At 65.5% G+C, this 25,443-nt stretch carries 21 protein-coding genes and 1 pseudogene; 11 read left to right on the forward strand and 11 right to left on the reverse strand.

Features of this window, described 5'->3' with window-relative positions; all coding sequences use genetic code 11:
• Positions 1–232: 232 nt before the first annotated feature.
• From BSE24067_RS04530 to BSE24067_RS04545, 4 genes are all read right to left on the reverse strand, one after another.
• Positions 233–1,480 carry a citrate synthase gene (locus BSE24067_RS04530; RefSeq protein ID WP_151062669.1) on the reverse strand — a complete coding sequence of 416 codons (1,248 nt, stop codon included), beginning with the start codon at positions 1,478–1,480 and terminating at the stop codon, positions 233–235.
• Between the two features lie 60 nt (positions 1,481–1,540).
• Positions 1,541–1,933, reverse strand: coding sequence for a VOC family protein (locus BSE24067_RS04535; protein ID WP_151062670.1), 393 nt, complete (start codon positions 1,931–1,933; stop codon positions 1,541–1,543).
• 58 nt (positions 1,934–1,991) lie between these two features.
• Positions 1,992–3,278 carry an MFS transporter gene (locus BSE24067_RS04540; protein WP_151062714.1) on the reverse strand — a complete coding sequence of 429 codons (1,287 nt, stop codon included), beginning with the start codon at positions 3,276–3,278 and terminating at the stop codon, positions 1,992–1,994.
• Between the two features lie 89 nt (positions 3,279–3,367).
• Entirely contained in the window at positions 3,368–4,126 is a 759-nt protein-coding gene (locus BSE24067_RS04545; RefSeq protein WP_151062671.1) for an SDR family oxidoreductase, read from the reverse strand.
• Positions 4,127–4,439: 313 nt separating this feature from the next.
• Here BSE24067_RS04545 and BSE24067_RS04550 point away from each other — a divergent pair, with 313 nt between their 5' ends.
• Positions 4,440–5,402, forward strand: coding sequence for a 2-hydroxyacid dehydrogenase (locus BSE24067_RS04550; RefSeq protein ID WP_151062672.1), 963 nt, complete (start codon positions 4,440–4,442; stop codon positions 5,400–5,402).
• Between the two features lie 13 nt (positions 5,403–5,415).
• Positions 5,416–5,853 (forward strand): hypothetical protein, encoded by a 438-nt coding sequence (locus BSE24067_RS33070; protein WP_170297406.1) that lies wholly within the window; start codon positions 5,416–5,418, stop codon positions 5,851–5,853.
• 123 nt (positions 5,854–5,976) lie between these two features.
• Here BSE24067_RS33070 and BSE24067_RS04560 read toward each other — a convergent pair whose 3' ends face one another.
• From BSE24067_RS04560 to BSE24067_RS04570, 3 genes are read right to left on the reverse strand one after another with little or no spacing between them, the layout of a single operon-like run.
• Positions 5,977–7,227 (reverse strand): NAD(P)/FAD-dependent oxidoreductase, encoded by a 1,251-nt coding sequence (locus BSE24067_RS04560; RefSeq protein ID WP_151062673.1) that lies wholly within the window; start codon positions 7,225–7,227, stop codon positions 5,977–5,979.
• A 4-nt stretch (positions 7,228–7,231) separates the two neighbouring features.
• A complete protein-coding gene (locus BSE24067_RS04565; protein WP_011657860.1) occupies positions 7,232–7,540 on the reverse strand; it encodes a non-heme iron oxygenase ferredoxin subunit in 309 nt (102 codons plus the stop codon).
• A gap of 36 nt (positions 7,541–7,576) precedes the next feature.
• Positions 7,577–8,599, reverse strand: coding sequence for a fatty acid desaturase family protein (locus BSE24067_RS04570; protein WP_233629511.1), 1,023 nt, complete (start codon positions 8,597–8,599; stop codon positions 7,577–7,579).
• 238 nt (positions 8,600–8,837) lie between these two features.
• Here BSE24067_RS04570 and BSE24067_RS04575 point away from each other — a divergent pair, with 238 nt between their 5' ends.
• The 4 genes from BSE24067_RS04575 to iolG all read left to right on the forward strand — a co-directional run bounded on the left by BSE24067_RS04575 (position 8,838) and on the right by iolG (position 13,012).
• Positions 8,838–9,902: a LacI family DNA-binding transcriptional regulator gene (locus BSE24067_RS04575; protein ID WP_151062675.1), complete on the forward strand. Its 1,065-nt coding sequence runs from the start codon at positions 8,838–8,840 to the stop codon at positions 9,900–9,902.
• Between the two features lie 141 nt (positions 9,903–10,043).
• Positions 10,044–11,078, forward strand: coding sequence for a xylose isomerase (locus BSE24067_RS04580; protein ID WP_151062676.1), 1,035 nt, complete (start codon positions 10,044–10,046; stop codon positions 11,076–11,078).
• Positions 11,079–11,114: 36 nt separating this feature from the next.
• The gene (locus BSE24067_RS04585) at positions 11,115–11,945 is read left to right on the forward strand and encodes a TIM barrel protein (protein ID WP_151062677.1); all 831 of its coding nucleotides are present in this window, start codon (positions 11,115–11,117) and stop codon (positions 11,943–11,945) included.
• Between the two features lie 80 nt (positions 11,946–12,025).
• Positions 12,026–13,012, forward strand: coding sequence for an inositol 2-dehydrogenase (gene iolG / locus BSE24067_RS04590; protein WP_151062678.1), 987 nt, complete (start codon positions 12,026–12,028; stop codon positions 13,010–13,012).
• A 695-nt stretch (positions 13,013–13,707) separates the two neighbouring features.
• Here iolG and BSE24067_RS04595 read toward each other — a convergent pair.
• The 4 genes and pseudogenes from BSE24067_RS04595 to BSE24067_RS04610 all read right to left on the reverse strand — a co-directional run.
• A pseudogene (locus tag BSE24067_RS04595) lies at positions 13,708–13,920 on the reverse strand (integrase core domain-containing protein); the annotation flags it as partial.
• Positions 13,921–14,072: 152 nt separating this feature from the next.
• Entirely contained in the window at positions 14,073–15,059 is a 987-nt protein-coding gene (locus tag BSE24067_RS04600) for an amidohydrolase family protein (protein ID WP_170297407.1), read from the reverse strand.
• Positions 15,060–15,281: 222 nt separating this feature from the next.
• Entirely contained in the window at positions 15,282–16,469 is a 1,188-nt protein-coding gene (locus BSE24067_RS04605) for an L-talarate/galactarate dehydratase (protein WP_151062680.1), read from the reverse strand.
• 22 nt (positions 16,470–16,491) lie between these two features.
• Positions 16,492–17,868: an MFS transporter gene (locus tag BSE24067_RS04610; protein ID WP_151062681.1), complete on the reverse strand. Its 1,377-nt coding sequence runs from the start codon at positions 17,866–17,868 to the stop codon at positions 16,492–16,494.
• A gap of 273 nt (positions 17,869–18,141) precedes the next feature.
• On the opposite strand from BSE24067_RS04610, the gene BSE24067_RS04615 reads away from it, so the two are divergent.
• From BSE24067_RS04615 to BSE24067_RS04635, 5 genes are all read left to right on the forward strand, one after another.
• Positions 18,142–19,185: a LacI family DNA-binding transcriptional regulator gene (locus tag BSE24067_RS04615; RefSeq protein WP_170297408.1), complete on the forward strand. Its 1,044-nt coding sequence runs from the start codon at positions 18,142–18,144 to the stop codon at positions 19,183–19,185.
• A gap of 136 nt (positions 19,186–19,321) precedes the next feature.
• Positions 19,322–20,497, forward strand: a complete 1,176-nt coding sequence (locus BSE24067_RS04620; protein WP_170297409.1) for a UxaA family hydrolase — start codon at positions 19,322–19,324, stop codon at positions 20,495–20,497.
• Between the two features lie 16 nt (positions 20,498–20,513).
• Positions 20,514–22,103 (forward strand): UxaA family hydrolase, encoded by a 1,590-nt coding sequence (locus BSE24067_RS04625; RefSeq protein ID WP_151062715.1) that lies wholly within the window; start codon positions 20,514–20,516, stop codon positions 22,101–22,103.
• Positions 22,104–22,841: 738 nt separating this feature from the next.
• Complete coding sequence (locus BSE24067_RS04630) at positions 22,842–24,011, forward strand: porin (protein ID WP_151062716.1); 1,170 nt, start codon at positions 22,842–22,844, stop codon at positions 24,009–24,011.
• Between the two features lie 144 nt (positions 24,012–24,155).
• Positions 24,156–25,436 (forward strand): MFS transporter, encoded by a 1,281-nt coding sequence (locus BSE24067_RS04635; protein WP_244130238.1) that lies wholly within the window; start codon positions 24,156–24,158, stop codon positions 25,434–25,436.
• Positions 25,437–25,443 lie beyond the last annotated feature (7 nt).

Below are 25,443 nucleotides of genomic sequence, written 5' to 3' on the forward strand. Positions count from 1 at the left end.
AACCGCCCTTTGCGGTCGAGTGCCGATTGTGACGTCCGAATGAACGCGCCCGCGAGATAATGCAATTATCACTATGCTGCGATTGCCCGTTCAAACTTAGATTCCGCACAACGCGTGATTGCCACTGTCTGCGTCGCAGGGGAGTTGACACCGCGCTTCGCAAGCCGCGGCCAATGAAAACTTGCCATGCAAACGGTGACGCGTTCAATTCGGTCTACGGCTGTCACGCCAGTTACTCCACCACCTTGAACACGCGGTTCTTCGCGATGACACCGGCTTTCGGCACTTTGCCATCGTCCTCAGCGGCGGGCCGCAGATGCCGATCGTCGAGCGCCGGCCCCGTATAACGGCTGCGCGGCCGGATCACCCGGCCGACGCGCAACTGCTCGATGCAATGCGCGAGCAGCCCAACGCTGCGCGCGATCGCGAACAGTCCGAACGCCGCATCGCGCGGCAATCGAAGCTGCACCGACAGCATCGCGAGCGCGACATCGATGGTCGGGCGCTGGCCGGTGAGCGTCGTGACCTTGTCGACGAAGTGCGCGAGCTCAGGGGGCGGATCGAGTCGCGGGACCAGCGCGGCCGCGCGCGGATCGCCGTCAGGGTAAAGATGATGGCCGAAACCGGGAAGCGGGATCGCGGACTTCAGGTGATGATCGACGACGCGCTCGGCGCCCAATCGTTGCACGTCGGCGAACACCGCACGCACGCGTCCCGACGCGTCGCCGTGCAGCGGCCCCGACAGCGTCGCGAGCCCCGTCAGCAGGCAGCCTGCCAGCGCCGCGCCGGTCGATGCGGTGATGCGCGCGGCGAATGCCGAACTCGTGATCTCGTGATCGGCGACCAGAACCATCGCGCGGCGCAGCAGGTCTGCGCCATGGCTGTCGAGGCCCCAGCCGGCCGCGAGCCGCTGATGGGTGCAGAGCGGGCTTGCGCCGGCATCGTCATGCGCGCCGAACGCGCGTGACACGATCGCGACAAGCTGCCCTGCCTCGATGTGCAACGCGCTGTCGAGCCGGCCCAGCGTCGAATGGTCGTGTGCGGCCAGCGTCGCGAGCATCGTGAACGCGCATTGCCGATCGCGCTTGCCGGGCGGCAGCACGATCGCCGGCGCGTCGAACGATACGGGTGCGGTGGCCTGCCAAAGCAGCGCAGCCGTTTCCTCGAGCGTGGCGGTATCGGCAAGTTGAATGCTGTCGCGGCCGCGATACCACGCGCGGCCCTTCGAGAACGTGGTGATGCCGCTGTAGATGCACGGCTCGGCGCCGAAGATCGTGCTGGCCGCGAGCGCCGACCGCTTGCGGCCGACTTGTTTCTTGCGGCACAGCGCGACCACGTCCTCGGCGCGATACAGGCTCTTGCGTGGATCGTCGGGATCCTGCATCACGGCGATGCTGCCGCGGCTCGCGTACGCGTAGACCGTCTGCGCCCGTACACCGAGCCGCCGCGCCGCTTCCATCAGGGTGATCCAGTTCTGCATGGGGAGTCGTGATGAGGATGCGGCCGGTGCGCGGCCGCTTGCGCCGACTATAGACCGGGTTCAGTTGAATGTCATCTCGGCCGCGCGCCGCTCGAGCACCTCGACGAGGATGTCGCCGGGCGCGCGCACGAAACAGCCGCGCACGCCGGCGCGGATCCGCGTGACGGGCTGGACGATCTCGGCGCCGTTGTCGACCAGATGCGCGTAGGCCGCATCCAGATCCTCGACCAGCACGCCGAAGTGGTCGATCCCTTGCACGCGGGCGCCGTCCGGTACGATCGCCGAACGCGCGTGCGGCAGCGCCGTGATGAACAGGTTGATGGCGCCGATCCGCAGGTCGACGCGGCCCGGGCGCCGCACGATTTCGGCGTTCAGGCAGCGCGCGAACCACGCGGCGGTGGCCTCGGCATCAGCCGAGCAGAGTTGCAGATGATCCCATTTGAATTCGATCATGGTCGTGGTCGGTGGGTGCATGAGCCCCCGGAGGGGCCGATAAAGCGGTTGCATGGGGTCAGAGCTCGATGCGCGAGAGCTTGCCGAGCAGCACGGAGTACGACAGTGTGCCGACGAGGCAGATCGCGCCCATCAGGTTCAGCGCCCAGAAGAAGCTACCGGTGTGCTGGGTCACGTAGCCGATCATTAGCGGCGTGGTCACGGCCGCGATATTGGCCGCGAGGCTCGTGATGCTGCTGGTGAGGCCGACATAACGTTTGGGCGCGATTTCGGACACCGCCGCCCAAGACATCGAGCCGACGCCCTGCGCAAAGAACGCGACGGTCAGGATCGAGATTACCAACGCGTTCGAATGCACGAAGTTGACGAGCACGATCGATGCGCCGAGGAAGGTGCCGATCACGAGCGGCGCCTTGCGCGATGACGACATCGACACACCGCGCCGGATGCAAAGATCGGACAAATAGCCGGCGATCAGGATGCCCAGCGTGGCGCCGATGAACGGCATCGCCTGGAAGAAACCGACCTTGATCATCGACATGTGCCGTTCCTCGAGCAGGTAGGTCATGAACCAGGTCGTGAAGAACACCAGCAGCGTGTTGTTGCAGAACTTGCCGAGACAGATCGCGAGGACCTGCCGATAGCCGAGCAGACGCAGCGCCATGCGCCAGTCGAATGGATCGCGCGCGGTCACCACCGGACGACCTTCGGTGATGTAATCCAACTCGGCTGCGTTGACGCCGCGATGGCGCGACGGGTCGCGATAAAGCCGATACCAGACGACGCTGAACAGGACGCCGAACGTGCCTGTCGCGAAGAACACGGCGCGCCAGCCGAATGCCGACGAGATCCACAGCAGCAGGCCGGTGAAAAGCGGCGTGCCGATGTACTGGCCCATCACGTACACGCTCGTTGCGAAGCCGCGCTCCTGGACCGGAAACCACATCGTCACCACACGCGCGTTCGACGGGAATGCGGGCGCCTCGAGCGCACCCATCGCAAGCCGCGAGCCGAGCAACATGTGGTAGCCATGCGCAAGCCCCTGCGTCAGCGTCGCCAGCGACCAGCCGACGAGCGACAGCGCGTATGCCATGCGCGAGCCCAGCCAATCGGTGAGCACGCCCGCCGGCAGTAGCGCCATGGAGTAGGCGAGGCCGAACACGGCGAACAGCTCGCCCATCTGCACGCGCGTGAGCGCGAGATCCTTCGATAGTGCGGGCGCGACGATGCCGAGCGCCGAGCGGTCGACGTAGTTGAGGATCGTTGCCACGAGCAGCATCGACAGTACGCCGTAACGCACCCTCGAGCGTCTTGCGGCGCCGGCGTGTGCTTCGAGTCCGCCCATGGCCGAAACCTGCTCTTCTGCGGTTTTCAATGTCGTCTCCTATTTTTATGGGGGTTGCGCCGGCGCACTTGCCGTGTGCGCGCGTGCGGTCAGCCGCGTCCGACGAAGGGCATCGCGCTCGCCATGATCGTCATGTTCAGAATGTTGGCTTTGAGCGGCAGGTTGGCCATCTGCACGATCGCACTCGCGACATGCGCAACGTCGACGCGCGGCTCGGGCGCGATGCGGCCGTCGGCCTGCAGCACGCCCCGGTCCATGCGTTCGGTGAGCGAGGTCGCGGCGTTGCCGATATCGATCTGGCCGCACGCGATGTTGTACGGCCGGCCATCGATGGCAAGCGAGCGCGTGATGCCGAGGACGGCGTGCTTCGTGGCCGTGTACGCGATCGTGTTCGGGCGCGGGCTGTGGGCTGAGATCGAGCCGTTGTTGATGATGCGCCCGCCTTGCGGCGTCTGGCGCTTCATCTGGCGCCACGCGGCGCGTGCGCACAGGAACACTCCGGTCAGGTTGGTCGCGACCACGTCGTTCCAGAATTGCAGCGTGTAATCGTCGATCGGCACGGCGCCGGCGTTGCGGCCCGCGTTGTTGAACAGCACGTCGAGGCGCCCAAACGTGCGCGCGATCTGTGCGAAGCTCGCGTCGACCGATGCTTCGTCGGACACGTCGGTCGGAATCGTCGCTGCCACGCCACCGGCACGCTCGATGGTCTCTTGCGTCGCGAGTAGTGGATCGATGCGCCGGCCGAGCAGCGCGACGCTGAAACCTGCTTGCGCGAGCGCTACTGCAGCGGCCTGTCCGATGCCGGTGCCGGCGCCCGTCACCGCCGCGATTTTTTTTCCTATCTGCATTTTCACGACCTCGTGTTCGGTTCGTTGAGCATGAGAAAAGGATTGCGCGGCGGCGACGCCGCAGCAATCTTGATTCGTTCAATCAACATCAACTGCCCCGTCCTGACGGGCGCAAATCAGGGTTTTCCTGAGTTCGTGGCGGTGCCGCGCGCGCGCTGCCGCTGCCTCGCACGACGGGGATATGCCCGGAGGCGTTCGGGCCATCCGGCGGCGCGCACGGCCGTGCGGACATGTTGATCGAATCAATCAAGATTGACCCGCGCCGACCGCGATTCGTAGGCTGTGCTCCGTTATCCGAACCAAGGACGAGACCATGCCTGACAACAATCGCACCCAGCTGCTGGTTGCGCGACGCGTTCCCGCTACGGTGGCCGCACGCGCGGCAGCCGAATTCAACGCCTATGTGACGGACGCCGACATGGACGCCCCGTCCGTCGTCGAGTTCTGCAACCGCTATCAGACGCCGGCGGTGCTGATCGGCAAGAAATCAGGACTGCAGGCCGAGCACATTGCGGCATTGCCGTCGAGCGTGAAGATCATCGCGAACGCGAGCGCCGGCTACGACCACATGGATGTCGCCGCCGCACGCGCACGCGGAATCGTGGTCAGCAACGCACCCGACGCGCTGACCGACTGCACGGCCGATTTCACGATGCTGCTGATGCTGGCCGCGTGTCGGCGTGCGTCGGAGTACGAGCGCATCGTGCGGGCCGGATGGGGAAAGTCGTTCGGCATGACCGACATGCTCGGCACGCGCGTGAACGGCAAGACGCTCGGGATTGTCGGTTTCGGCCGGATCGGCCGTGCAGTCGCGCAGCGTGCGCGCGGCTTCGGGATGAAGATCGTCTATACCGACCGGCGTCCCGCAGCGCCCGAGATCGAGGCTGGCGCGCGCTATTACGGGGATCTCGACACGCTGCTGCCGCAGTGCGACGTCCTCACGTTGCATGTGCCCGGCGGCGGCACGCCGTTGATGACACGCCGCGAATTCGGCTTGCTGCATGATGGTGCGGTGTTCGTGAATGCGGCGCGCGGCAGTCTCGTCGACGAGGATGCGCTGTACGACGCGTTGACCTCGCATCGGCTGTTCGCCGCGGGGCTTGACGTTTATTGGAACGAGCCCAACATCGATCCGCGCTTTGCCACACTCGACAATGTGTTTCTGTCGCCGCACATGGCCAGTGCGACCATCGAGACGCGCGACAAGATGGGGCTTACCGCGCTCGACAATGTCGCGGCCGTGCTTGACGGGAGGAGAGCGCCGAACGCGCTGTGAGGACGGCGGCCGCGTGCGCTGGTCCATGCCGGGGTATCCGATCGCGGGAGCCCTGGCAGTCGGCGCGTCGTTACTTCAACAACCCGTGCGCTATCAGCACCTCGTGCGCGGCCCTGAACGGGCGGAGGCCATGCGGAATACCCGAATAAGCAGCCAGATGCACCAGCGTCGCTTTTGTCTCGTCAAGGGACGACGGACGCCCTGGCCGGTCAGCGCGGCGACATCGTCAGATGTGAAGAAGCGCCCGATCAGCGGCAGGCGGGGAGACATTGCCGTGTGCGGCGGACTACGCTGGACCGGCGTGTCGGTCGCGTCGGGCGCGACGACATTGACGGTGATGCCTCTCGGCTTCGGTGCACTTGCCGCGTTGTCCGTCGACCTGCTTGCGCTCGGCATCGGTGTCTCGCTCGACTATGCGGTGACCCCAAATACGACTTGTCGCCGCGCCTGATGAACGTGGTGCTGCCGATCCCGGGCAAGCGCGACAGCGATTCGTGCTATGCAGAGGTGCCGTTGACCGCCCGGGTGCTAGGCGGTCGCCGCGCGTGACCGGCCCATCTTATCCTGGGCACCGCTACCGATCTCCTGCGGTCGCCACCAGCGATTTCAGCTTCACGTCGACGTTTGCAATCGCCGCCGGCGTCACGTCGATTCCGTGTTCGACCAGCATTCTTGCCACGCGCATCTCCTTCACGAATCCCGCTGCGCGGCCGAAGCCGCTCGCGGCGACGAGCCGCGCACCTGCATCGAAATGGAAATGGATCTCCGCGTCGTCGCCGAGCACACGCGCGACCGTCCGCACGCCAAGTGCCGGTTCTCCGGCCACCTGCAGTTGCGCGTCGTATTGATCGGACCAGAACCACAGCATCTCGCGATACGGTTCGTCGGCGCCGAGCATGTTGCGTGCGGCGACGCGCGCCTGCGTTTCAGCGCCGTGCCAGGTTTCCTGACGCACGAGCCGCCCTGACGCCCTGCTCGGGAACACCGCGACATCGCCGGCTGCATAGATGCCGCGCGCCGACGTCTCGAGCCGCGCGTTCACGACGATCCCGCGTTCGACGACGAGGCCCGCGTCGCGCGCAAGTTCGTCGGCCGGTTCGATCCCGATGCCGGCCACCACCGTGTCGGCGATCAGCGTGTCGCCGTCGTCGAGCACGACGGCCAGCGCGCCGTCCGGCCTGCGCTCGATCGCGACGGGCCGGCGGTTCAGGCCGATCGCGACGCCTCGCGCCACATGCAGCGCATGCACGCGTGCCGCGATCGGCTCCGGCACGGCGCGCCCGAGCAGGCGCGATGCTGCATCGAGCACGGTCACGCGGCAGCCGCGCGAGCGTGCCGACGCCGCCACTTCGAGACCGATGAAGCCGCCGCCGATCAGCACGACGCGCGCACCGGGCACGAGCCGCGCGCCGAGCGCCGCCGCGTCGTCGAGCGTGCGCAATACGAATACGCCGTCCAGTTCCGCGCCCGGAATCGCGAGGCGGCGCGCGCGAGCGCCGGTCGCGAGCAGCAGCGCGTCGTAGTCGAAGCGGCGGCCGCCCGACACATGCAGCACGCGCGCCGCCGGATCGATCCGCTCGACCGTCGCGACGATCGGCTCGATGCCGTCGGCGCGCCACGCATCCGGATCGCGCAGCCCGCATTGCGCGGCGCTGCGCTCGCCGGTCAGCACACCCTTCGACAACGGCGGCCGCTCGTACGGCAAGTGCGCCTCCGCGCCGATCAGCACGATGCGCCCGCGCCAGCCGCACTCGCGCAGCACCTGCGCCGCCCGGCCGCCCGCATGGCCCGCGCCGACGATCGCCATCACCCGCTCGTTCGCCATCGCGTCACACCTCGATCAGGATGCGGCCGTCCTCGACCTTCGCGCGGTAGGTGCGCAGCTTTTCGCACGCGGGCGCCGACAGCGCCCGGCCGTCGCGCACGTCGAAGCGCCCGTTGTGCTTCGGGCATTCGATCACGTGATCGATCACGAGACCGTCCGCGAGATGCACGTGCTCGTGCGTGCACAGCCCGTCGCTCGCATAGACGTTTCCGTCGATCCGGTAGATCGCGTACGTGCGGCCGTCGTGGTCGAAGCGCGCGACGTCTTCGTCGTCGATGTCGTCGAGGGCGCCGGTGTCGATCCATTGCGTCATGATGTGTGTCTCCTGGGTTGGAATACGGGTGGCCGGTCACGCCCGCACCGCGTCCGGCACCGGCCGCACGACGAAATGGGACGGATCGCGCGTCTGCCGGACGAGCGCCGGCACGATCTCCGCGTATGCGGCCAGCGTGCTGCGGTACGGCGGCGGCATGTCGGCCTCCACGGCTTCGTGCAGTTTCGGCAGCGCGTGGAACGGCACCATCGGGAACATGTGGTGTTCGACGTGATAGTTCATGTTCCAGTACAGGAAGCGGAACACCGCATTCATCCTCACGGTCCGGCAGTTGCGCCGGTGATCGAGCACGTTCTCCGGCATGCCGGCGTGCTGCGTGAGGCCGAAGTACAGGTACAGCCACGCGCCGTAGAGGCTCGGCAGCCCGATGTACAGCAGCGGCAGGATCGTGTGCCAGTACAACGATGCGCCGATCACGATCGCATAAACGCTCAGATGAACGCGCGCCTCGCGCACGGCCTTCGGCCACTCCGACTCGGGCACGTAGGTGCGCTCCTCGTCGTCGAGCCGGCCCGCGCACGCCAGCACGACCATCTTGCGCAGCTCGCTCGCCACATGCTTGAGCGCAACCACGTTCAGCGCGAGCCCGAGCCAGTCGGTCGGCTTCGGTGCGGCGATTTCCGGATCGCGCCCGACGACCAGCGTGTCGGTGTGGTGCCGCGCATGGCTCCAGCGCCATACCGTCGCGCGGCGGAACACCTGGAACGACGCGATCTGGTACAGCACGTCGTTCATCCAGCGCGTGCGGAACGCGGTGCCGTGTCCGCACTCGTGCCAGCGCGAGTCCGCCGGGCTGCAGTAGAGCGTGCCGTACACGAAGAACGCGGGGATCGCCCACGCGGAATGCGCGCGCCAGGCGAGCCACGCGAGCACGCCGCTCGCGACGATCGCCGCGTACCAGATCAGCGTGTCGCGGATCGCACGCGCATCGTCGCGCTGCATCAGCTGCTTCATCAGCGGCCGCGGCACCGGGCACCGGTACCACTCGGCGTTGACGAGGCCCGCGGCCCGCGCACGCTCGGCGGCGCCGCCGATCATTCGGTATTCCTGACGGCGCGCCGCCGCGTTGCGGTCGTGCGCCTGGTCGTCCGTATGGGTCACGCGTGTCTCCTGGTTGTTCGTTTGCGGGAAGCGCGGCGAACGCTTCGCATGCGTTCGAAATTAGGCGACGGCCATGACCCGCTCAATCGAAACGTTGACGAAATTTCGCCATCGCTTTAGCGTTCCGGACAGCGCCACACCCCGCAGGCGACGACAGACAAACACGGAGACGACCATGGCCGACCCCACCGGTCCGCGCTGGCGCAAGCGCACCGCGCGCTTCGACGAGATCGCTGCGCTCGCCGGGGTCAGCACGACCACCGTCGACCGCGTGCTGAACGAGCGCGGCAGCGTGTCCGCGCAGGCGCGCGAGCGCGTGGTCGCGGCCGCGCGCCAGCTCGGCGTGCCGCGCCAGTTGCCCGACACGCGGCACGGGCTGCTTCACGTCGACGTGCTGCTGCCCGACACCGACGCGCCGTTCTTCCGGCGGCTGCAGCTGGCGGTGCAACGCTCGCTGCAGATGCTCGACCGGCGCGTGGTCGTGCACCGGACCATCCTGCCCGCCGCGGACGACGAGCGCGCGGCCGCGCTGATCGAACGGCCCGCGTACCGGCGCGCGGCACTGATCGTCACCGCGCGCGACACGCCGCGCGTGCGCGACGCGCTGGCCGGCGCGATCGCGCGCGGCGAGACCGTCGTCACGATGGTCACCGACATCGGCGGCGTCGACCGCGTGCACTACGCGGGCATCGACAATTACCGCGCCGGACGCACGGCCGGCTACTACATCGGCCGCCTCGCGGCGCGCCCCGGCCGCGTGCTGCTGCTGGGCGGGCGCATGGGCTACCGCGCGCACGCCGACCGGATGGCCGGCTGCATCGACCAGTTGCGGGAAGCATTTCCCGATCTCCGCTGCGACGACGCACCGATCGAAACGCTCGACCAGGACGATCGCTGCTACCGCGCGGTGACGAACGCGCTGCACGCGCCCGACGACATCGTCGGGATCTACAACAGCGGCGCCGGCTCGGCCGGCATCGAGGCCGCGCTGCGCAAGGCGGGCGCGGCCGGGCGTGTCGTCTGGATCGGGCACGAGATGATCGACCTGCACCGCGCCTACATCGAAGCCGGCTCGATGGACATCGCGATCGACCAGGATCCGGACGGCCAGGCGATTTCCGCGCTGCAGCACGTATTGCACGCGTGCGGCATCGTCGAACAGCCGCCGCCGGGCGACCCGGTCGAATTCCGCGTGTTCTGCTCGGCCAACGTGCGCACCAGCGCGTACCTGCCGGCCTGACGCCCGCCGCGCATCGCGCGGACGCGCGCCGCAAAAAAAATCGACCGCCGCATGGGCGATTTTTCGTCAACGTTTGTCATGCAGGCCGCGCCGCACGCTCGTACATTTGGCAGCCATCCAGAACAGGAACGGATGGAGACGATGGCTGAAGCGATCCTCATCGGCGTGAACCTCGACGGCGTGCTCGAACACGACGGCCTGCCGCTGCCCACGCCCGCCGAGCGGTTCCGGATGATCGCTGCCGCCGGCGTGTTCGACTACGTCGAGAAGAACCCGGTGCGCGGCGAGGACCTGTCGCCGTACTTCGCGCTCGTCGACCGGCACGCGCTGCCGATCCGCGTGATCGGCGGCATCTGGTGCGCCGGCCGCGACGAAGCGCACGTCGCGGAGATCGTCGACGCCGGCGCGCGGTTCGGCAGCACGGTGCTCAATTGCCAGCTGTATGCGCACCATGCGGACGGCCATCCGCTGTCGGACCGCGAAGTCGCCGATTTCTACCTGCGCGCATACGAACGCGGCGAGCCGGTCGGCTGCCTGCCGAGCCTCGAAGTGCACGTCGACATGTGGAGCGAGGATTTCATGAGGATCGCGCGCGTCGCGCAATGCGTCGAGCAAACAGGCGTGCCGTTCCGGATCACGCTGGACCATTCGCACCTGCTGTTCAAGATCGGCAATCGCCCCGAACTCGATGCGTCGGGCCTGCGCGGGCCGGTCGACAGCGTGCGGCAGCTGCTCGACCCGGCCTCGCCGTCGGCCGTCTACGCCGACTGGATCGCACGCGGCTGGGTCCGGCACGCGCATGCGCGCAGCGTGATTCCGAACAATCCGGAGAACCGCTGGATGCGCCGCGCGGACGGACGGCCCGGCCGCGGGATCCAGTACCCGTTCGTCGAACCGGTACCGGGCGCGTATCACGGCGAATGGCGCGCGGCGCCGCTCGACACGTGGAAGACGGCGCTGCGGCACCTGCTGCAGTGGCAGGTTCACGCGCGGGCGACACGGCTCGAACAGATCAGCTGCGAGTTCATCCCGTTTCCCGACTACGGTGGCGGCGCGCGCTATTCGATCTTCGACAACAACGTCGCGTGCGCGCAATGGCTGCGCGACACGTGGCGCGCACTCGCGGCGCAACCGGCGGATGCGCCGGCCGATCCCACAGCGCGCGAGCTCACGTAATCCTGCCTAGCCCCACTCGACACCGAGGAAAGAACGATGACGCAACCCGCCTTTCATTTTTCGCTGAACCGGATGAGCGCGCCGCGCCTGCCGTTCGACCGCTATGTCGCGCTGTGCCGCCGGCTCGGCATCGACTCGATCGAGATCCGCAACGATCTCGACGGCGTCGAGATCACCGACGGCACGCCGGCTTCGGCCGTGCGCGCGACGGCCGAAGCCGGCGGCGTGACGATCCTGACGATCAATGCGCTGCAGCGCTTCGAGCAATGGAATGCCGAGCGCGCGGACGAAGCGACGGTGCTCGCCGACTACGCCGCGCAATGCGGCGCGCGCGCGCTGGTGCTGTGCCCGACCAACAGCCACGGCGACACGCGCGACGCCGACGCACGCCATGCCGATCTCGTGAACGCACTGAAGGCGCTCGGGCCGATCCTCGCTGCGCGCGGCCTGCTCGGCTTCATCGAGCCGCTCGGCTTCGAGGAGTGCGCGCTGCGCCGCAAGTCGGACGCGGTGAAGGGCATCCATGCAGCGGCCGGCGAACGGGTATTCCGGCTCGTGCACGATACGTTCCACCATCACCTGTCCGATGAGGACATCTTCTTCCCGAACCTGACGGGCCTCGTGCACATCTCGGGCGTCGACGAAAGCGATCTGCCGGTCGACCGGATGCGCGACAGCCATCGCGTGCTGGTCGGCGGCGCCGACCGGCTCGGCAATATCCGGCAACTGCGCGAGTTGCTCGCGCGCGGATATCACGGCGCATTTTCGTTCGAGCCATTCGCGACCGAAATCGCGGAAGCGGACGACATCGAAGACCGGCTGCGCGCCAGCATCGAATATATCCGCGAGGAGCTGGCCGCTCGCTGAGCGTCGCGACGGCATGGATCGGCGGCGCGGCCGGTGCGTGCCGCGCGCTCGCGACACGACGGAATCAACAGGAGAACGGCATGATCGAATTCGCTTTGTTCGGTGCGGGAAGAATCGGGAAGATTCACGCGGCGAATCTCGCGCGCCACCCCGGCGCGAAACTCAAGTACGTGATCGACCGCCATGCGCCGTCGGCCGACGCCCTCGCGCTTGCGCACGGCGCGCAGGTCGCCGATGCCGAACGCGCGCTCGGCGACGCGGCCGTCGACGCGGTCGTGATCGCGTCGAACACCGATACGCACGCAGACCTGATCGTCGCGGCGGCAAACGCGGGCAAGGCGGTGTTCTGCGAGAAGCCGGTCGATCTGACCGTCGCGCGCTCGCGCGAATGTGCGGAGGTCGTGCGCCGCCGCGGCGTGACCTGCATGATCGGCTTCCAGCGTCGCTTCGATCCGACCTTCGCCGCACTGAAGGCGCGCGTCGAGCGCGGCGACATCGGCGCGCCGGAAATGCTGATCGTCACGAGCCGCGACCCGGGCGCGCCGCCCGTCGACTACATCCGCAGCTCGGGCGGCATCTTCAAGGACATGCTGATCCACGACTTCGACGTGTTCCGCTGGATCCTGGGCGACGAAGCCCAAACGCTGCATGCGACCGGCAGCTGCCTGACCGATCCGGCCGTGCGCGACGCCGGCGACATCGATTCGACCGCGGACACGATCCGCACGCGGCGCGGGTTGCTGTGCCAGATAAACACGTCGCGCCGCGCGGCGTACGGCTACGACCAGCGCTTCGAGCTGCTCGGCAACAACGGGATGCTGCAGGCCGGCAACGTGCGGCCGACCGAGGTCACCGCATGGTCGGCGAACGGCATCGCGACCGACGTGCCGGAGCCGTTCTTCCTCGAGCGCTACCGGCACGCGTACGCGGCCGAGATCGCGCACTTCGTCGATGCGCTGCGCGACGGCACGGCACTCAGGACCACGATCGACGACGGGCTCGCCGCGCTCGAGCTGGCCGAGGCCGCGATGACATCGTGGCGCACGGGGCGCGTGGTCGAGCTGTAATGGACGCGGCGGCGGCCGGCGGCGACACGTCACTGTGGCCTTGTGGCACTGTCGGCGCGAACCCGATACACAGGATCCGGCGGGTGGTTGGGGCGGCTCGCCGGATGGCTTGCTGGAGAACGCGCGGCGGAGCCGTGAAAGAAACCGTGCCATTACGCAGCGATCGTCCATTCGAACTCCGGTTCCGCACAACGCTCGGCAGTTGGCTGCTAGCGGCCCAGGGGAGCTGCTACTGATCTTGGTGACGCTGGGCGCTGTGACAATTTAAATTCGCTGCGTCTTATATGAGCAGCAGTTCGGCCCACGCACGCGAGGAGCGAGTGCATCCGACGTTGCAGGATGGGCGGCTAAAGGCGATTGTGAGGGATCAGCACGGTGTTCGACGCCAATGCTTACGAGCTCTGCGTCATCGCCGTCTACATGGGGTACTTCGCGAAGCTGCTGAGAATTGACTTCAACACCAATCGAGCCGAAGCTTTTGATGTTATGTCGATTGGGTTGCGCGACCGGAACGGAACGTAGCTTCCGACATTCGAGCCGGGAGCACATCTACAGATAGCGATTCCCTCTGTCGACGGGCATGGTTGGCATATCCGTCACTATTCGTTAAGCAACATGACCCTGAACCAGAATTTGGTCCCGGCTGGACGCGGAGATTTCCGACTCGTGAGGCTGGCGCAATTTCCGTCCCAGTCTTAGCTGGAAAATTCCGGCTCTTCGGGGCGGGCCGAACCGGCCCGATCGGCGCACTGGCGGGCGAATTCCGCCGGTGTCATCCACTGCGGCGCGGAGTGAGGGCGCGCCTCGTTATAGTACTCGCGCCAGACTTCAATTTTGCGTCTGGCGTCCTCGAGCGACAAGAACCAGTGTGCGTTGAGGCATTCCTCCCGAAAACGTCCGTTGAAGGTCATGTGGCGTCTCCCATGATTTCATGGGTTGTCGCCACCCAGATGCCACGAGCCGACCAGGAACCGCCAGCACGACGCGAGAAGAGTGGCAGACTACGAAGACAGGCGCCCGCCTGCCGGCATGGTGTCGCACCGGACGGACCGCGGCTTCTTCAGAAGCCGAAAAGACGCTGCGGATTGTCGACGAGTATCAGCTTGCGGGTGGATGCATCGGGAACCCATTCGGCCAGCCTGTTCAGTCCGCCCCCATCATCGATGTCGCGCGGCGGCGCGACATCCGTCGGCTTGCGGCCGGCCACGGGTGCGCTGCCCGGATGAGGCCAGTCGCTGCCCCACAGTATGCGCTCGGGATTGGCCGCCACGAGTGCCCGGGCAAACGGCGCGATGTTGCGGTAATCGGGAAGGTCGTCGGACGAGTAGTAGGGCCCGGAGATCTTGACGTATATCCGGCCCGAACGCAGCAGGTCCAGCACCATTGGGAATCCCGGCTGGTCCAGCGAAGCGGACGCGTCAAGGCCGGCGAAGTGGTCGAGGACGAGTGGCACGGGCAGATCCGCGAGCTGCGTCTTCAGCGCATTGAGGACGGGCAGGCGTGCATACGTTTGCAGGTGCCAGCGCAGGCCACTGATCTGGCGCGAGGTCGCCGCGAAGCGCCGCACTGCTTCGGCGGGATCGACGTCGGCTGTGAGCCCGAGAAACACACGGACCGCGCGTATCCCGCCGGTGTCTAAGCGTTCGATCTCCTCACGAGAGGTGCTGCCGTTGATCAGTGCAACGCCGCGTGCGCGATCCATGCCCAACTGGGCGATTGCGTCCACCGTCACGCGGTTGTCGGTGCCATACGGCGATGGCGTGACGATCACCGCGCGCCCGATACCAAGCGCCGAATGCAGCCTGCGCAGATCGGAGGCCGTCGCGGGCGGCGCGCTGTAGGTTCGCTTTGCGGCATAGGAAAAGCGCGCCGGGTCGAATACGTGGCAGTGCGCGTCGCATGCGTGTGCGGGCACGGCAAAGTCAAGCTTCGTTCGGACGGTGGGCGCGCCGGTCCCGGTCGCCCGCGCAACACTTCCCGTTGCGGCCAGAGCAAGGGATGCACCGAGCTTGAGGATGTCACGGCGGGACAAGGAGGGGTTTGTCATGGGACAGTTGCGGCTGCGTTGCATGAATGGGTCAATCCCGCGGACGGACCTGCCGACGTGCCAAGAAGGACGCCAGGCAGAAAGCCACGGAGCGGCGCACGGATAGGGGGCCGGAAGCGGATCATGCATGCGGCAGGCGTCCTTTCGCAGCAGTTTGCGAAAGGACGGGGTCTAACCGGCCGCCAGCCGGTACCGGTGCGGATGCCGATGCGGAAGGCTGCATCAGGCGGCGCGGAATTCCTCGCTGGCGACTGTCCACGCGAGGGCCTGTTCGCTGAGGCTGAAGCCGAGGCCCGGGCGGTTCGGTACATACATCCGGCCACCCCGCAGTTCCAACCGTTCGTTGAACAGCGGCTCCAGCCACTCGAAGTGCTCGAGCCACGGCTCGTTCTCGAACGCGGCGGCCAGATGCAGATGGATCTCCATCGCGAAGTGGGGCGCGAGTCTTAGGCCCTTCAGGCTCGCGAACTGCATGATCTGCAGGAACGGCGTGATGCCACCGACGCGTGGCGCGTCCGGCTGGACGAAGTCCGCGCCGCGCGCCTCGATCAGTTGCGCGTGTTCACCGAAGCTCGTGAGCATTTCGCCCGTGGCGATCGCCGTGTCGAGCGACACGGCCAGCGCGGCATGCCCCTCGAAATCGTACGCATCTAGCGGCTCCTCGATCCATGTGAGCTCGAGTTCTTCGAGCCCGCGGCAGGCGCGCTGCGCCTTCAGGCGATCCCACTGCTGGTTCGCGTCGACCATCAGTGGGAAATCTGGGCCCAGCAGTTCACGCACGGCCGAAACACGCCGGAAGTCTTCGTGCAGGTCTGGCTGGCCGACTTTCAGCTTGATGCCGCCGATGCCGCTTTCTCGGGACCGTTTTACGTTTTCCAGTATCTGCTCAAGCGGCGTGGACAGGTAGCCGCCCGAGGTGTTGTAGCACTGCACCGAGTCTCGATGCGCCCCAAGGAGCTTCGCGAGCGGCAGGTTCGCGCGTTTGGCCTTCATATCCCACAGCGCGATGTCAAACGGAGCGATGGCCTGCGTGGTCAGGCCGCTGCGGCCCATCGATGCGCCTGCCCACAGCAGCTTGTTGAAGATTTTTGCAATGTCATTCGGATCCTCACCTATTAGCGCGGGTGCCAGTTCCTTCGCATGGGCGAACATGCCGTGGCCGCCAGCTCGTTTCGAGTAGCCGAAACCGATGCCCGAGTGTCCCTGCTCGCTGCGCATCTCCGCGAAGATGAAGGCGATTTCCGTGAGCGGCTTTTGCCGGCCTGTGAGTACCTTTGCGTCGCTGATGGGCGCCTCGAGCGGCAAGAAAGTCAGCGACACCTTGACCGACGAAATGCGGTCGGTCGTCGCTTCGCCGGGTTGCAGCGCCGCGAGCGCCTGGGAGTTGAATGTTTGTGTTTGCGTGGACATCCTCGAATCTCCGGGCAGAAATTTAGCGGCTCAGTTCGTCAAGACTGAGACGGTGAATCGTGGGTACGATGAAGAGGTACGCGAATGCTGCGATCAGGCCGTGTGCACCCACATACAGCAGGGCGGAGTTAAATGAGCCGCTCGCATGCAGCAGGTAGCCGATGATTACGGGCGTCACGATGCCGGCGACGTTGCCAAGCGCATTGAATACGGCGCCCGTCACGCCGACCATTTCGCGCGGCGCGGTGTCGGCCACGACGCTGAAACCGAGGTTGCCAAAACCCTTGCCAAAGAACGCGAGGCTCATGACGGCCACCACAATCCACGGCGTGTCGATGTAGTTGCACAAGATCATCGAGGAACTGAGCAGCACGCCCGTCACGATGGGGGTCTTGCGTGCTACGGTGAGTGAGCCGCTGCGCCGCAGCAGTGCGTCCGAGGCGAAGCCAGAGGCGATCGCGCCGATCAGGCCGCATAGCGCGGGAATCGACGATACGAACCCGGCCTGCAGGATGTCGAAGCCGCGCTGCTTGACGAGGTAGATAGGGAACCACGTCACGTAGAACCAGGTAATCGCGGAGACGCAGTACTGGCCAAGGAACATCCCGAGCAGCATGCGGCTGCGAAACAGCAGGCCGATTTCAGCTATCTGCGAACGTTGCGCCTCGCCCGTGCGCGCACGGCTGCGGCTGCGCAGATCCACCAGGCCACCACCGTCGCGGATATACGAAAGCTCGGTTTCCGTCAGGCGCGGGTGGTCAGTCGGCAGGAAATAGTAACGGGACCACAGCGCTGCGATGACAAAGCCCACGCAGCCCATCGCGATGAACACGTACTGCCATCCGAGGGCGTAACACACCCAACCCATGAAGGGCGTGAATACGGCCAGCGAGAAGTACTGCGCGCTGTTGAAGATGGCCCCAGCGATGCCGCGCTCCGAAGATGGGAACCACGAGGCGATGACCCGCGTCGAGGCCGGTCCGACGGGCGACTCTGCCACGCCGAGCAGGAAGCGCAATGCCAGCAGCAACGGGAAGATCACACCGACGAATTCGACCAGTCCCATGCAAACGGTGAAGGCTGACCAGATCGCGACGGCCCAGAACATCGACTTCTTCGAGCCGATCCGGTCAGCGAGCCACCCGGACGGGATCATGAACAGCACATAGGCCCAGCTGAATGCCGAAAACAGGTATCCGATCTCGATGGTTGTAATGCGGAGTTCACGGCCCATATCCGTGCCAGCGACTGAAAGTGCTGCCCGGTCCCCGCTGCTCAGCGCGAGCACGATCGTGATCAGCGCCAGCATACCGAAGCGCCACCGGCCGCGGGCCGCGCCAGCGGCGTCTACGCCTGAGATGTCGGCCGCAGGCGGCCAGGTTCTTTCGTTACCGCTCATAGAACGTCTCCATGATTATTTTCAAATGCCTTGCCGTTCGGCGGATCGGCTCCGCGGCGTGGCGCGCACCGATCTGCCCCGCAGCTTGCATGCCGCCAGCGCTTCGCTGCCGAGGCCCGATGACAACGCTTTCATATGACAGCGTTTACACAGCGTAGAAATGCGGTAATCTCAAGTCAACGACAGATCCGTGCTCAACGGCGCGATTCTGGCGACCAGACCCAGATGATGGAAATCCGGCGCGATGCCGGGAAGATACGACGACCCAACCTGATGGCCGACACCTTCGACAATCCTGATGCACTGCTAAATTCGGCGACGCGGCCGGCGACCTTGCGCGATGTGGCGGAACTCGCCCGCGTGTCTTTCGTGACGGTATCGCGCGTCCTCAACCACCCGGAAAAGGTGTCCGTGAGCACCGCGAAGCGCGTGCGCGCGGCCATCAGGAAGACGGGCTACGTGCCGAACCTGCTCGCGGGAGGGCTGGCCATGCAGCGCAGCCGGCTAGTGATCGCGATCATTCCGACGTTTGCGCACCGCCCATTCATCAGCACGCTGACCGAGCTGGGTCTCGCGCTCGAGAAAGGCGGCTATCAACTGCTGGTGTGTCAATCAGGGTACTCCGGTGACCACGAGGCCTCGTTGGTCGAGTCCATTTTGATGCGCCGTCCGGATGCGATCGTCCTGACGACGCCGCTTCACAGCAAGCCGTTGAAGTCGATGCTGAAGCGACGCGGGATACCCGTGGTCGAAACGTGGCAGTTGCACGAGCATCCGGTGGATGCGCAGGTCGGGTTCGATCACGTCGCGGTCGGGCGCGCGATGGGTGAATTCATGGCGCGCAAAGGTTACGGTGCAGTCGGCCTGATCTGGAGCGGGGACGTCCGCGCGCAGCTGCGCCGCAAGGGATGCGTGACGGCGCTTGCGGGAGCGGGCGTCAAGGTGGTCGGAACCGAAATCGTCCCGGTTCCGGTGAGCGTGCGTGACGGCCGGCGAGCTTGCTCGCGATTGCTCGACGCGCGGAGGAAGCCCGACGCAATGATCTGCAGTATCGATCTGCTCGCACACGGCGTACTGATCGAAGCGCAGAGCCGTGGAATCGAGGTGCCTCGCGGACTGGCCATCATGGGTTTCGGCGATCTGGAACTGTCGGCGGATCTCGAGCCGCCGCTCACGACCGTGCGCGTCGATGCGCGAAAGATCGGCGCGTGTGCTGCCGCCATCCTATTGCGGCGTCTCGGCAGCGAACCGGCTTACGCCGATGCCGACAGTTCCGTCGATGTCGGGTTCGAGATCGTGCCGCGTGGGACCGCATGACCGGCGGGTGTTGCATCGACCGACGGGATGGGGTTCCATATTCTGGAACAGCTGTTCGGGAAACGTGAAGTGTTCCGTTGCCGCACGGGCGTCGCGAGCAGAAAATCGATCATCAGGAAATTCGGACGATTCACCCATGAACGCTTCAGTACTTCCATCTACCTTCAACGGATACGTGCGCGAAGACGGTCGGGTCGGTACGCGCAACTACATCGGAGTGCTGGTGGTCGGCAACTGCGCGGCCACGGCGGCGCGTCAGGTGGCGGCGTGGTTCACACCGAAGCGGCTGGCCGCATATCCGAACGTGGACGGCGTCGTTCCGTTCGTCCATGAGCTCGGTTGCGGGATGGAAAAGAGCGGCGAGCCGATGGACCTGCTGCGACGCACGCTCGGCGGTTCTATCCGCAATCCGAACCTCGCCGGCGCGGTTGTCATGGCACTCGGTTGCGAGCGCAACAATATCTATGGATTTCTCGAACAGGAAGGTCTGGAGCCCGGTCCGATGCTGAAGACGATGGTGCTGCAGGAAGTCGGTGGCACGCGCGCGGCGATCGACGGCGGGATTGCCGCGGTCGAAGACATGCTCATCGCGGCCAACCGGTTCGTGCGCACGCGCGCATCGGTAGAACACCTCGTGGTCGGACTGCTCGCGCAGCCGGATCTCGATGCCTGCAATGTGCACGCGGCACTGGGCCATGCGGTTGATCGACTGGTTGCCGAAGGCGGTACGGCTATCGTGACGGATACGGCGCGGAACGCGCCCAGGCTCGCTGCGCGCAGCGGGTCAGGCGACGTGCGAAACGCGCTAGAGCAGCGGATCGACTGGTGGACGAGGTACACCGCGAATCGCGACACGCCGATTCCAGACATTGAGCCGGTGCGCGAAGCGCCATCGTCGCTCCCTCACAGCGGCTCTACGCCATTGCAGGCGGTCTTTTCCTATGGACAACCCGTCGCGACAAAGGGCCTCGTGCTGATGGATTGTCCCGGACATGAAGCAGCGGCGTCCTCTGGATTGGTTGCGTCGGGCGCGACGATGATTGGAATCGCGTCGCGAGGCGTGAGCATCTTTGGCGCCACCGGCGCCCCGACGCTCAAGCTTGCCGTCAGCGCCGCGCAGTTCGCTCGTTACAGCGACGACCTCGATATCGACGGAAGCGTCGTGGACGCGGGCTCTGTAAGCATCGAAGCACTGGGCGACGCGATTTTCAATCGCTGGCTGGCATGCGCGTCCGGCGACGCGACGCGCAGTGAGGAACTGGGGATCGGGGAGTGCGAGTTCGTACCGTGGTCGATCGGCGTGCTTGCATAACAGGAGATTCAGGAAAATGGCAGCAACGACAGTCGGACCCAAGGCGCTCAACATTACGTCGAACGTGGTGCCGTCGGCGAAAGTGCTGATCAATCCGTTCATTCGTCTCGATCCGAACGACAACGTGGTTGTCGCGCGCATCGACGTTCCGCCCGGCACGACGATTGCCGCCGAAGGCATTGTTACGTTGCAGCAGGTGCCGGCCGGACACAAGGTGGCGACGCGCGACATCCGGCGCGGCGGAGCAATCCTGAAGTACAACACGACGATCGGCTTCGCGAGCGAAGACGTCGCCGCGGGAACGTGGATGCACAGCCATAACATCAGCTTCGGCGAGCTCGTCAAGGACTACCGGTACGGCGAGGATTACGTGGCCACCGAGCTCCTGCCCGAAGCTGAGCGGGTCAGGTTCATGGGGTACGTGCGTGCGGACGGGCGCATCGCGACCCGGAATTACGTCGGCGTTTTCGCATTGAGTCATCGAGGTGCATCCGTCGCGCGAAAGATCGCGGCGTTCTTCGATACCGACGAAATGGCCGTCTTTCCCCGCGTCGACGGCGTCGCGCCTTTCGCGCACGAGCACGGCGCCGGAATGGAGCTGAGCGGCGAGCCGATGCGGCTGCTTCGCAGGACGATCGGTGGCTATGTCGCTCATCCGAACACCGCGGCCGCGCTGATCATCGCCGCGGACGGTGAGGACAACGGCGCCGATGCGCTGCTTGCGGATCAGCGACTTGCGGTGTGCGATCGGCTGCAGATCCTCGATATCGGCACGGCAGGCGGCACGCGCGCGGCAATTGCGCAAGGCATCGAGATCGTACGTGCGATGTTGCCGGTGGTGAATCGGGTCGAACGCGAACCGGTGTCCGTCGAGCACATCAAGGTCGGGTTGCAGTGTGGCGGATCGGATGGATTCTCGGGATTGTCGGCGAATCCGGCGCTGGGCGTTGCAATGGAAATCCTCATCCGAAACGGTGGAACGGCGATTCTCTCCGAGACGTCCGAGATCTACGGTGTCGAGCACACGCTCACCGCACGGGCACGCACGATCGAGGTGGGCAAGCGCCTCGTCGCGCGGATCGACTGGTGGCTCAGGTACAACGAGGGCCGGGACACGCAGATCAACGGGGAGGTTAGCCCGGGGAACAACACGGGTGGTCTCGCGAATGTGCTGGAAAAATCGCTCGGCGGTGCGAAAAAGGGCGGCAATGCGCCGTTGATCGAAGTGTATGAATACGGCGAGCAGGTGACGCAGCGCGGGCTCGTGTTCATGGACACGCCGGGCTACGATCCCGTGTCCGCGACCGGGCAGATCGCGGGCGGCGCGAATCTGATCTGCTTCACGACGGGACGGGGATCGTGTTTCGGGTCGGTCCCGGCGCCGACGATGAAGCTCGCCAGCAATACACCGATGTTCGTGCGCATGGAAGCCGACATGGACATCAACTGCGGCCCGGTGATAGACGGAGAAGCGAGCGTGGCGGAAATGGGCGCCGCAATCTTCGAGCAGATCGTGCGGCACGCGTCAGGCAAGCCGACGAAAAGCGAGGCACTCGGTGTCGGCGCCAATGAATTCGTGCCGTGGCCGCTCGGGATCACCGTTTGACGCATAGTGTGGTCATTTCATACCGAGCGATTGCAAGTGGCGGTCCGCTCGTGACGTGGAGCAACGGCCGCTTCTCGTGCGTGACGACGTTGCCTCCTTCCGTGGACCAGACGATAGCGCGGAGCTTGCACGATCGCATGGCACATTGCATCGATGCCGAAAGGTCACCTCATTGAAGCCACTGGACGCCCTAAGTGGCAGCTCGGCGGCTTGAAAGAGGGCGGTGCGTGGCGAGTTGGTCATCATCGCCTTGATCGGCTCGTATAAGCACCATTTCGTCATGAAAGTCAGCGGTGAGGATCAGTTCCATTCGATCTGCCAGCGTCGCTCCCATATCTATACCGTCACCAGAGCCCTTCAGAGGCATTCCGCGATGCGATCGACCGGATGTCTGCCGGCACGGCCAACGATGCCGACACGCGATTCCTAACGCGTTGAGCGGCACCCGCACGCGACCGACGCACTCTGGAAGCCGGTTCTTTCTCCGGCAGCGTGGCGTTTCGGTATGCGAAAGAGATTCGGCAGGAGCATACGGCGGCAAGGTGTACCGGATGAGCGGCGCCGGGGAGGCAGTCGGACGGGAAGCGATCTGTGCACCGTTGTGTCGCGCGACATCGAGTCCCGCATGCTGAGACTTCGGCGCCATGCTTCGCGGCGCCCCTTGTATCCATCTGCGAGCCGCGTCGCTACCATCCGTCGGACTCAAAACACGAAAGATGGAGACGACGGGTGAAACCTATTTCGCTGACAATTCTCGGCGCCGGGGCGGCATTGGCCGCGGCATTGCCGGCTGCCGCACATGCGCAAAGCAGCGTGCAACTCTACGGGATCGTCGACACGGCGGTGACCTACGTGAACAACGCTGGCGGTGGGGCAGCAACAGCGTTGAGCGCGGGGCCGCTGAAAGGAAACCGGTTCGGGCTGGTTGGCAAGGAGGACCTAGGCGGCGGCATGCGGGCGCTGTTTCGTCTCGAGAACGGGTTTTCTGCGGCCAACGGTTCGCTTGGTCAGGGCGGCTCGATGTTCGGCCGGCAGGCATATGTAGGCCTCGGCACCCGCTTCGGTACGATCACCGCCGGGCGCCAGTACGATTCCATCGTCGATTACGTCGGTGTGTTGAAGGCAGGGGGCGATACCGCGGGCGCGTATGCGAACCACCCCGGCGATCTCGACAACACGGGCAACAACTATCGCGTGAACAATGCGATCAAGTACGCGAGCCCGAGCATCGGCGGCTTGACATTCGGCGGCGTGTTCAGCACGGGCGGCGTAGCAGGCGATTTCCGTCGCAAGCGCATCTTTTCACTCGGCGCTGGCTACACGAACGGTCCGCTGCAACTCGGCGCCGCATACCTCAATGCGCAGGATCCGAATTTCTCGTTCTACGGCAACAACCCGTCTTCCAGCACGACCGGCAACAATATGACTGCATCGCCGATCTTTTCCGGTTATGCGTCTGCTGCGGCATTGCGCATACTCGGCGCCGCCGGCGCTTACACGCTCGGCGGGTGGACCGCGGGCGTCATCTACACGAACACCCGGTTGCGCGATCTCGGTGCCGAACCCGGCCTGAACACGCGCGGTTACGTCGGCAGCGCCGTGTTCAACACGTGGGAACTCAATCTGCGCAAGACGTGGAACACCACGACGATGTTCGGTACGTCCGTGCAGTACACGCGCGCAAGCCACGTCGCCGGAAACGCAAGTGGCGCGGGCTACCTGCAGGCGAACGCGGGTGTCGACTATTTCTTGTCGAAGCGCACGGACGTGTATCTCGTCGGCATCTGGCAGCACGCGACCGGCCACGATTCAACGGGCGGCAGTGCCGTTGCATCGATCTACGGGTTTACCGCCTCGAGGACGTCGAGCCAGGTGGCGGCAGCACTCGGGCTGCGCCACAGCTTCTGACGCGGTTCCAGATCCTGAGAATTTGCAGCAAGCGTTCGCTCGCACGTCGTATTCGTCACGAGCGGCAATGCCTACGATAAGCGAACAGTGTCCCGAACCGCGCGAGCGGATGGAGGATGCAAGCAACATGGATGGAGACTCGAAGTGACCCAACCCTACCGGAAGTACCGGACCACGATCCTTGCGATGCTGATGGCCGCAATGATCATCAACTATATCGATCGGGCGGCTTTGTCGATCGCGATGCCGTTCATCACGCGCGATTTTCATTTGACCGCCGGCGAGAAAGGGCTGATCTTCAGCGCGTTCTCAGTCGGCTATGCGCTGTTCAATTTCCTCGGCGGGTATTTTTCCGATCGTTTCGGTGGCAAGCGCGTGCTGGGCATCTCGATGACGTTCTGGTCGATCGCCTGCGGGCTGACTGCGACGGTATCCGGGTTCTGGTCGATGTTGCTGGTACGGATCGCGTTCGGCGCCGGCGAAGGACCGAACTCCGCCACGGCCAACAAGGTCGTCAATACCTGGTTCCCGATCAGCGAGCGCGCGAGCGCGGCCGGCGTCAATCAGGCAGGCGGCCCGATCGGTGGCGCGCTGGCGGGCCCGGTCATCGGCTTCATGGCGCTGTCGTTCGGCTGGCGGGCTGCGTTCATCGTGATGGCCGTGCTCGGCTTGACCTGGGCGTTCTGCTGGTATCGGCTCGTGACTGAAACGCCGGGGCAACACCCGAAGGTCGGGCCGGCCGAACTAGCCGACATTGATGCAGGGCAGGATCCGGTGACGGCGGCCGACGGTGCTCGCGTGTCGATCCTTGAAGTGATCTCGACGCGCGCCGTGTTGACCACTGGCATTTCGCTGTTCTGCTACAACTACATCCTGTTTTTCTTCATCACCTGGTTTCCGAGCTATCTGGTCGACGCAAAGGGCATCAGTCTGAAGGACATGAGTCTCGTCAGTTCGCTGCCGTGGGTGACCGGCGCGATCGGCTTCCTGTCGGGCGGTTTCCTGGTCGACGCGATCTTCCGGCGCACGGGCAAGCGGATGTTTTCGCGCAAGGTCGTGCTGGTGACGTCGCTGCTGATCGCCGCGGTCTGCATCGGGCTGACCGGCATGGTCAGCGAGGCGGCGACGGCCGTTGGCGTGATGACGGTGGCGATCGGTTTTCTGATGCTCGCGGCGCCCGCGTACTGGGCAATCATCCAGGACAGCGTGCCGCGTCACCAGGTCGGCACCGCGAGCGGCTTCATGCACGGCCTCGCGAACGTATCGGGGATCGTCGGGCCCGCAGCGACGGGCTTCCTGATCCAGGGTACCGGCAGCTATGTGAGTGCATTCGCGCTGGCCGGCGGGCTCGGTCTGATCGGTTCGCTGATTCTGGCCGTCTTCGTCGGACGACCAGGCGCGACGCCGGCGGCCTCGCTCGCCTGAGCACGTC

The organism is Burkholderia latens (genome assembly GCF_902499045.1).
Taxonomy (GTDB): domain Bacteria; phylum Pseudomonadota; class Gammaproteobacteria; order Burkholderiales; family Burkholderiaceae; genus Burkholderia; species Burkholderia latens.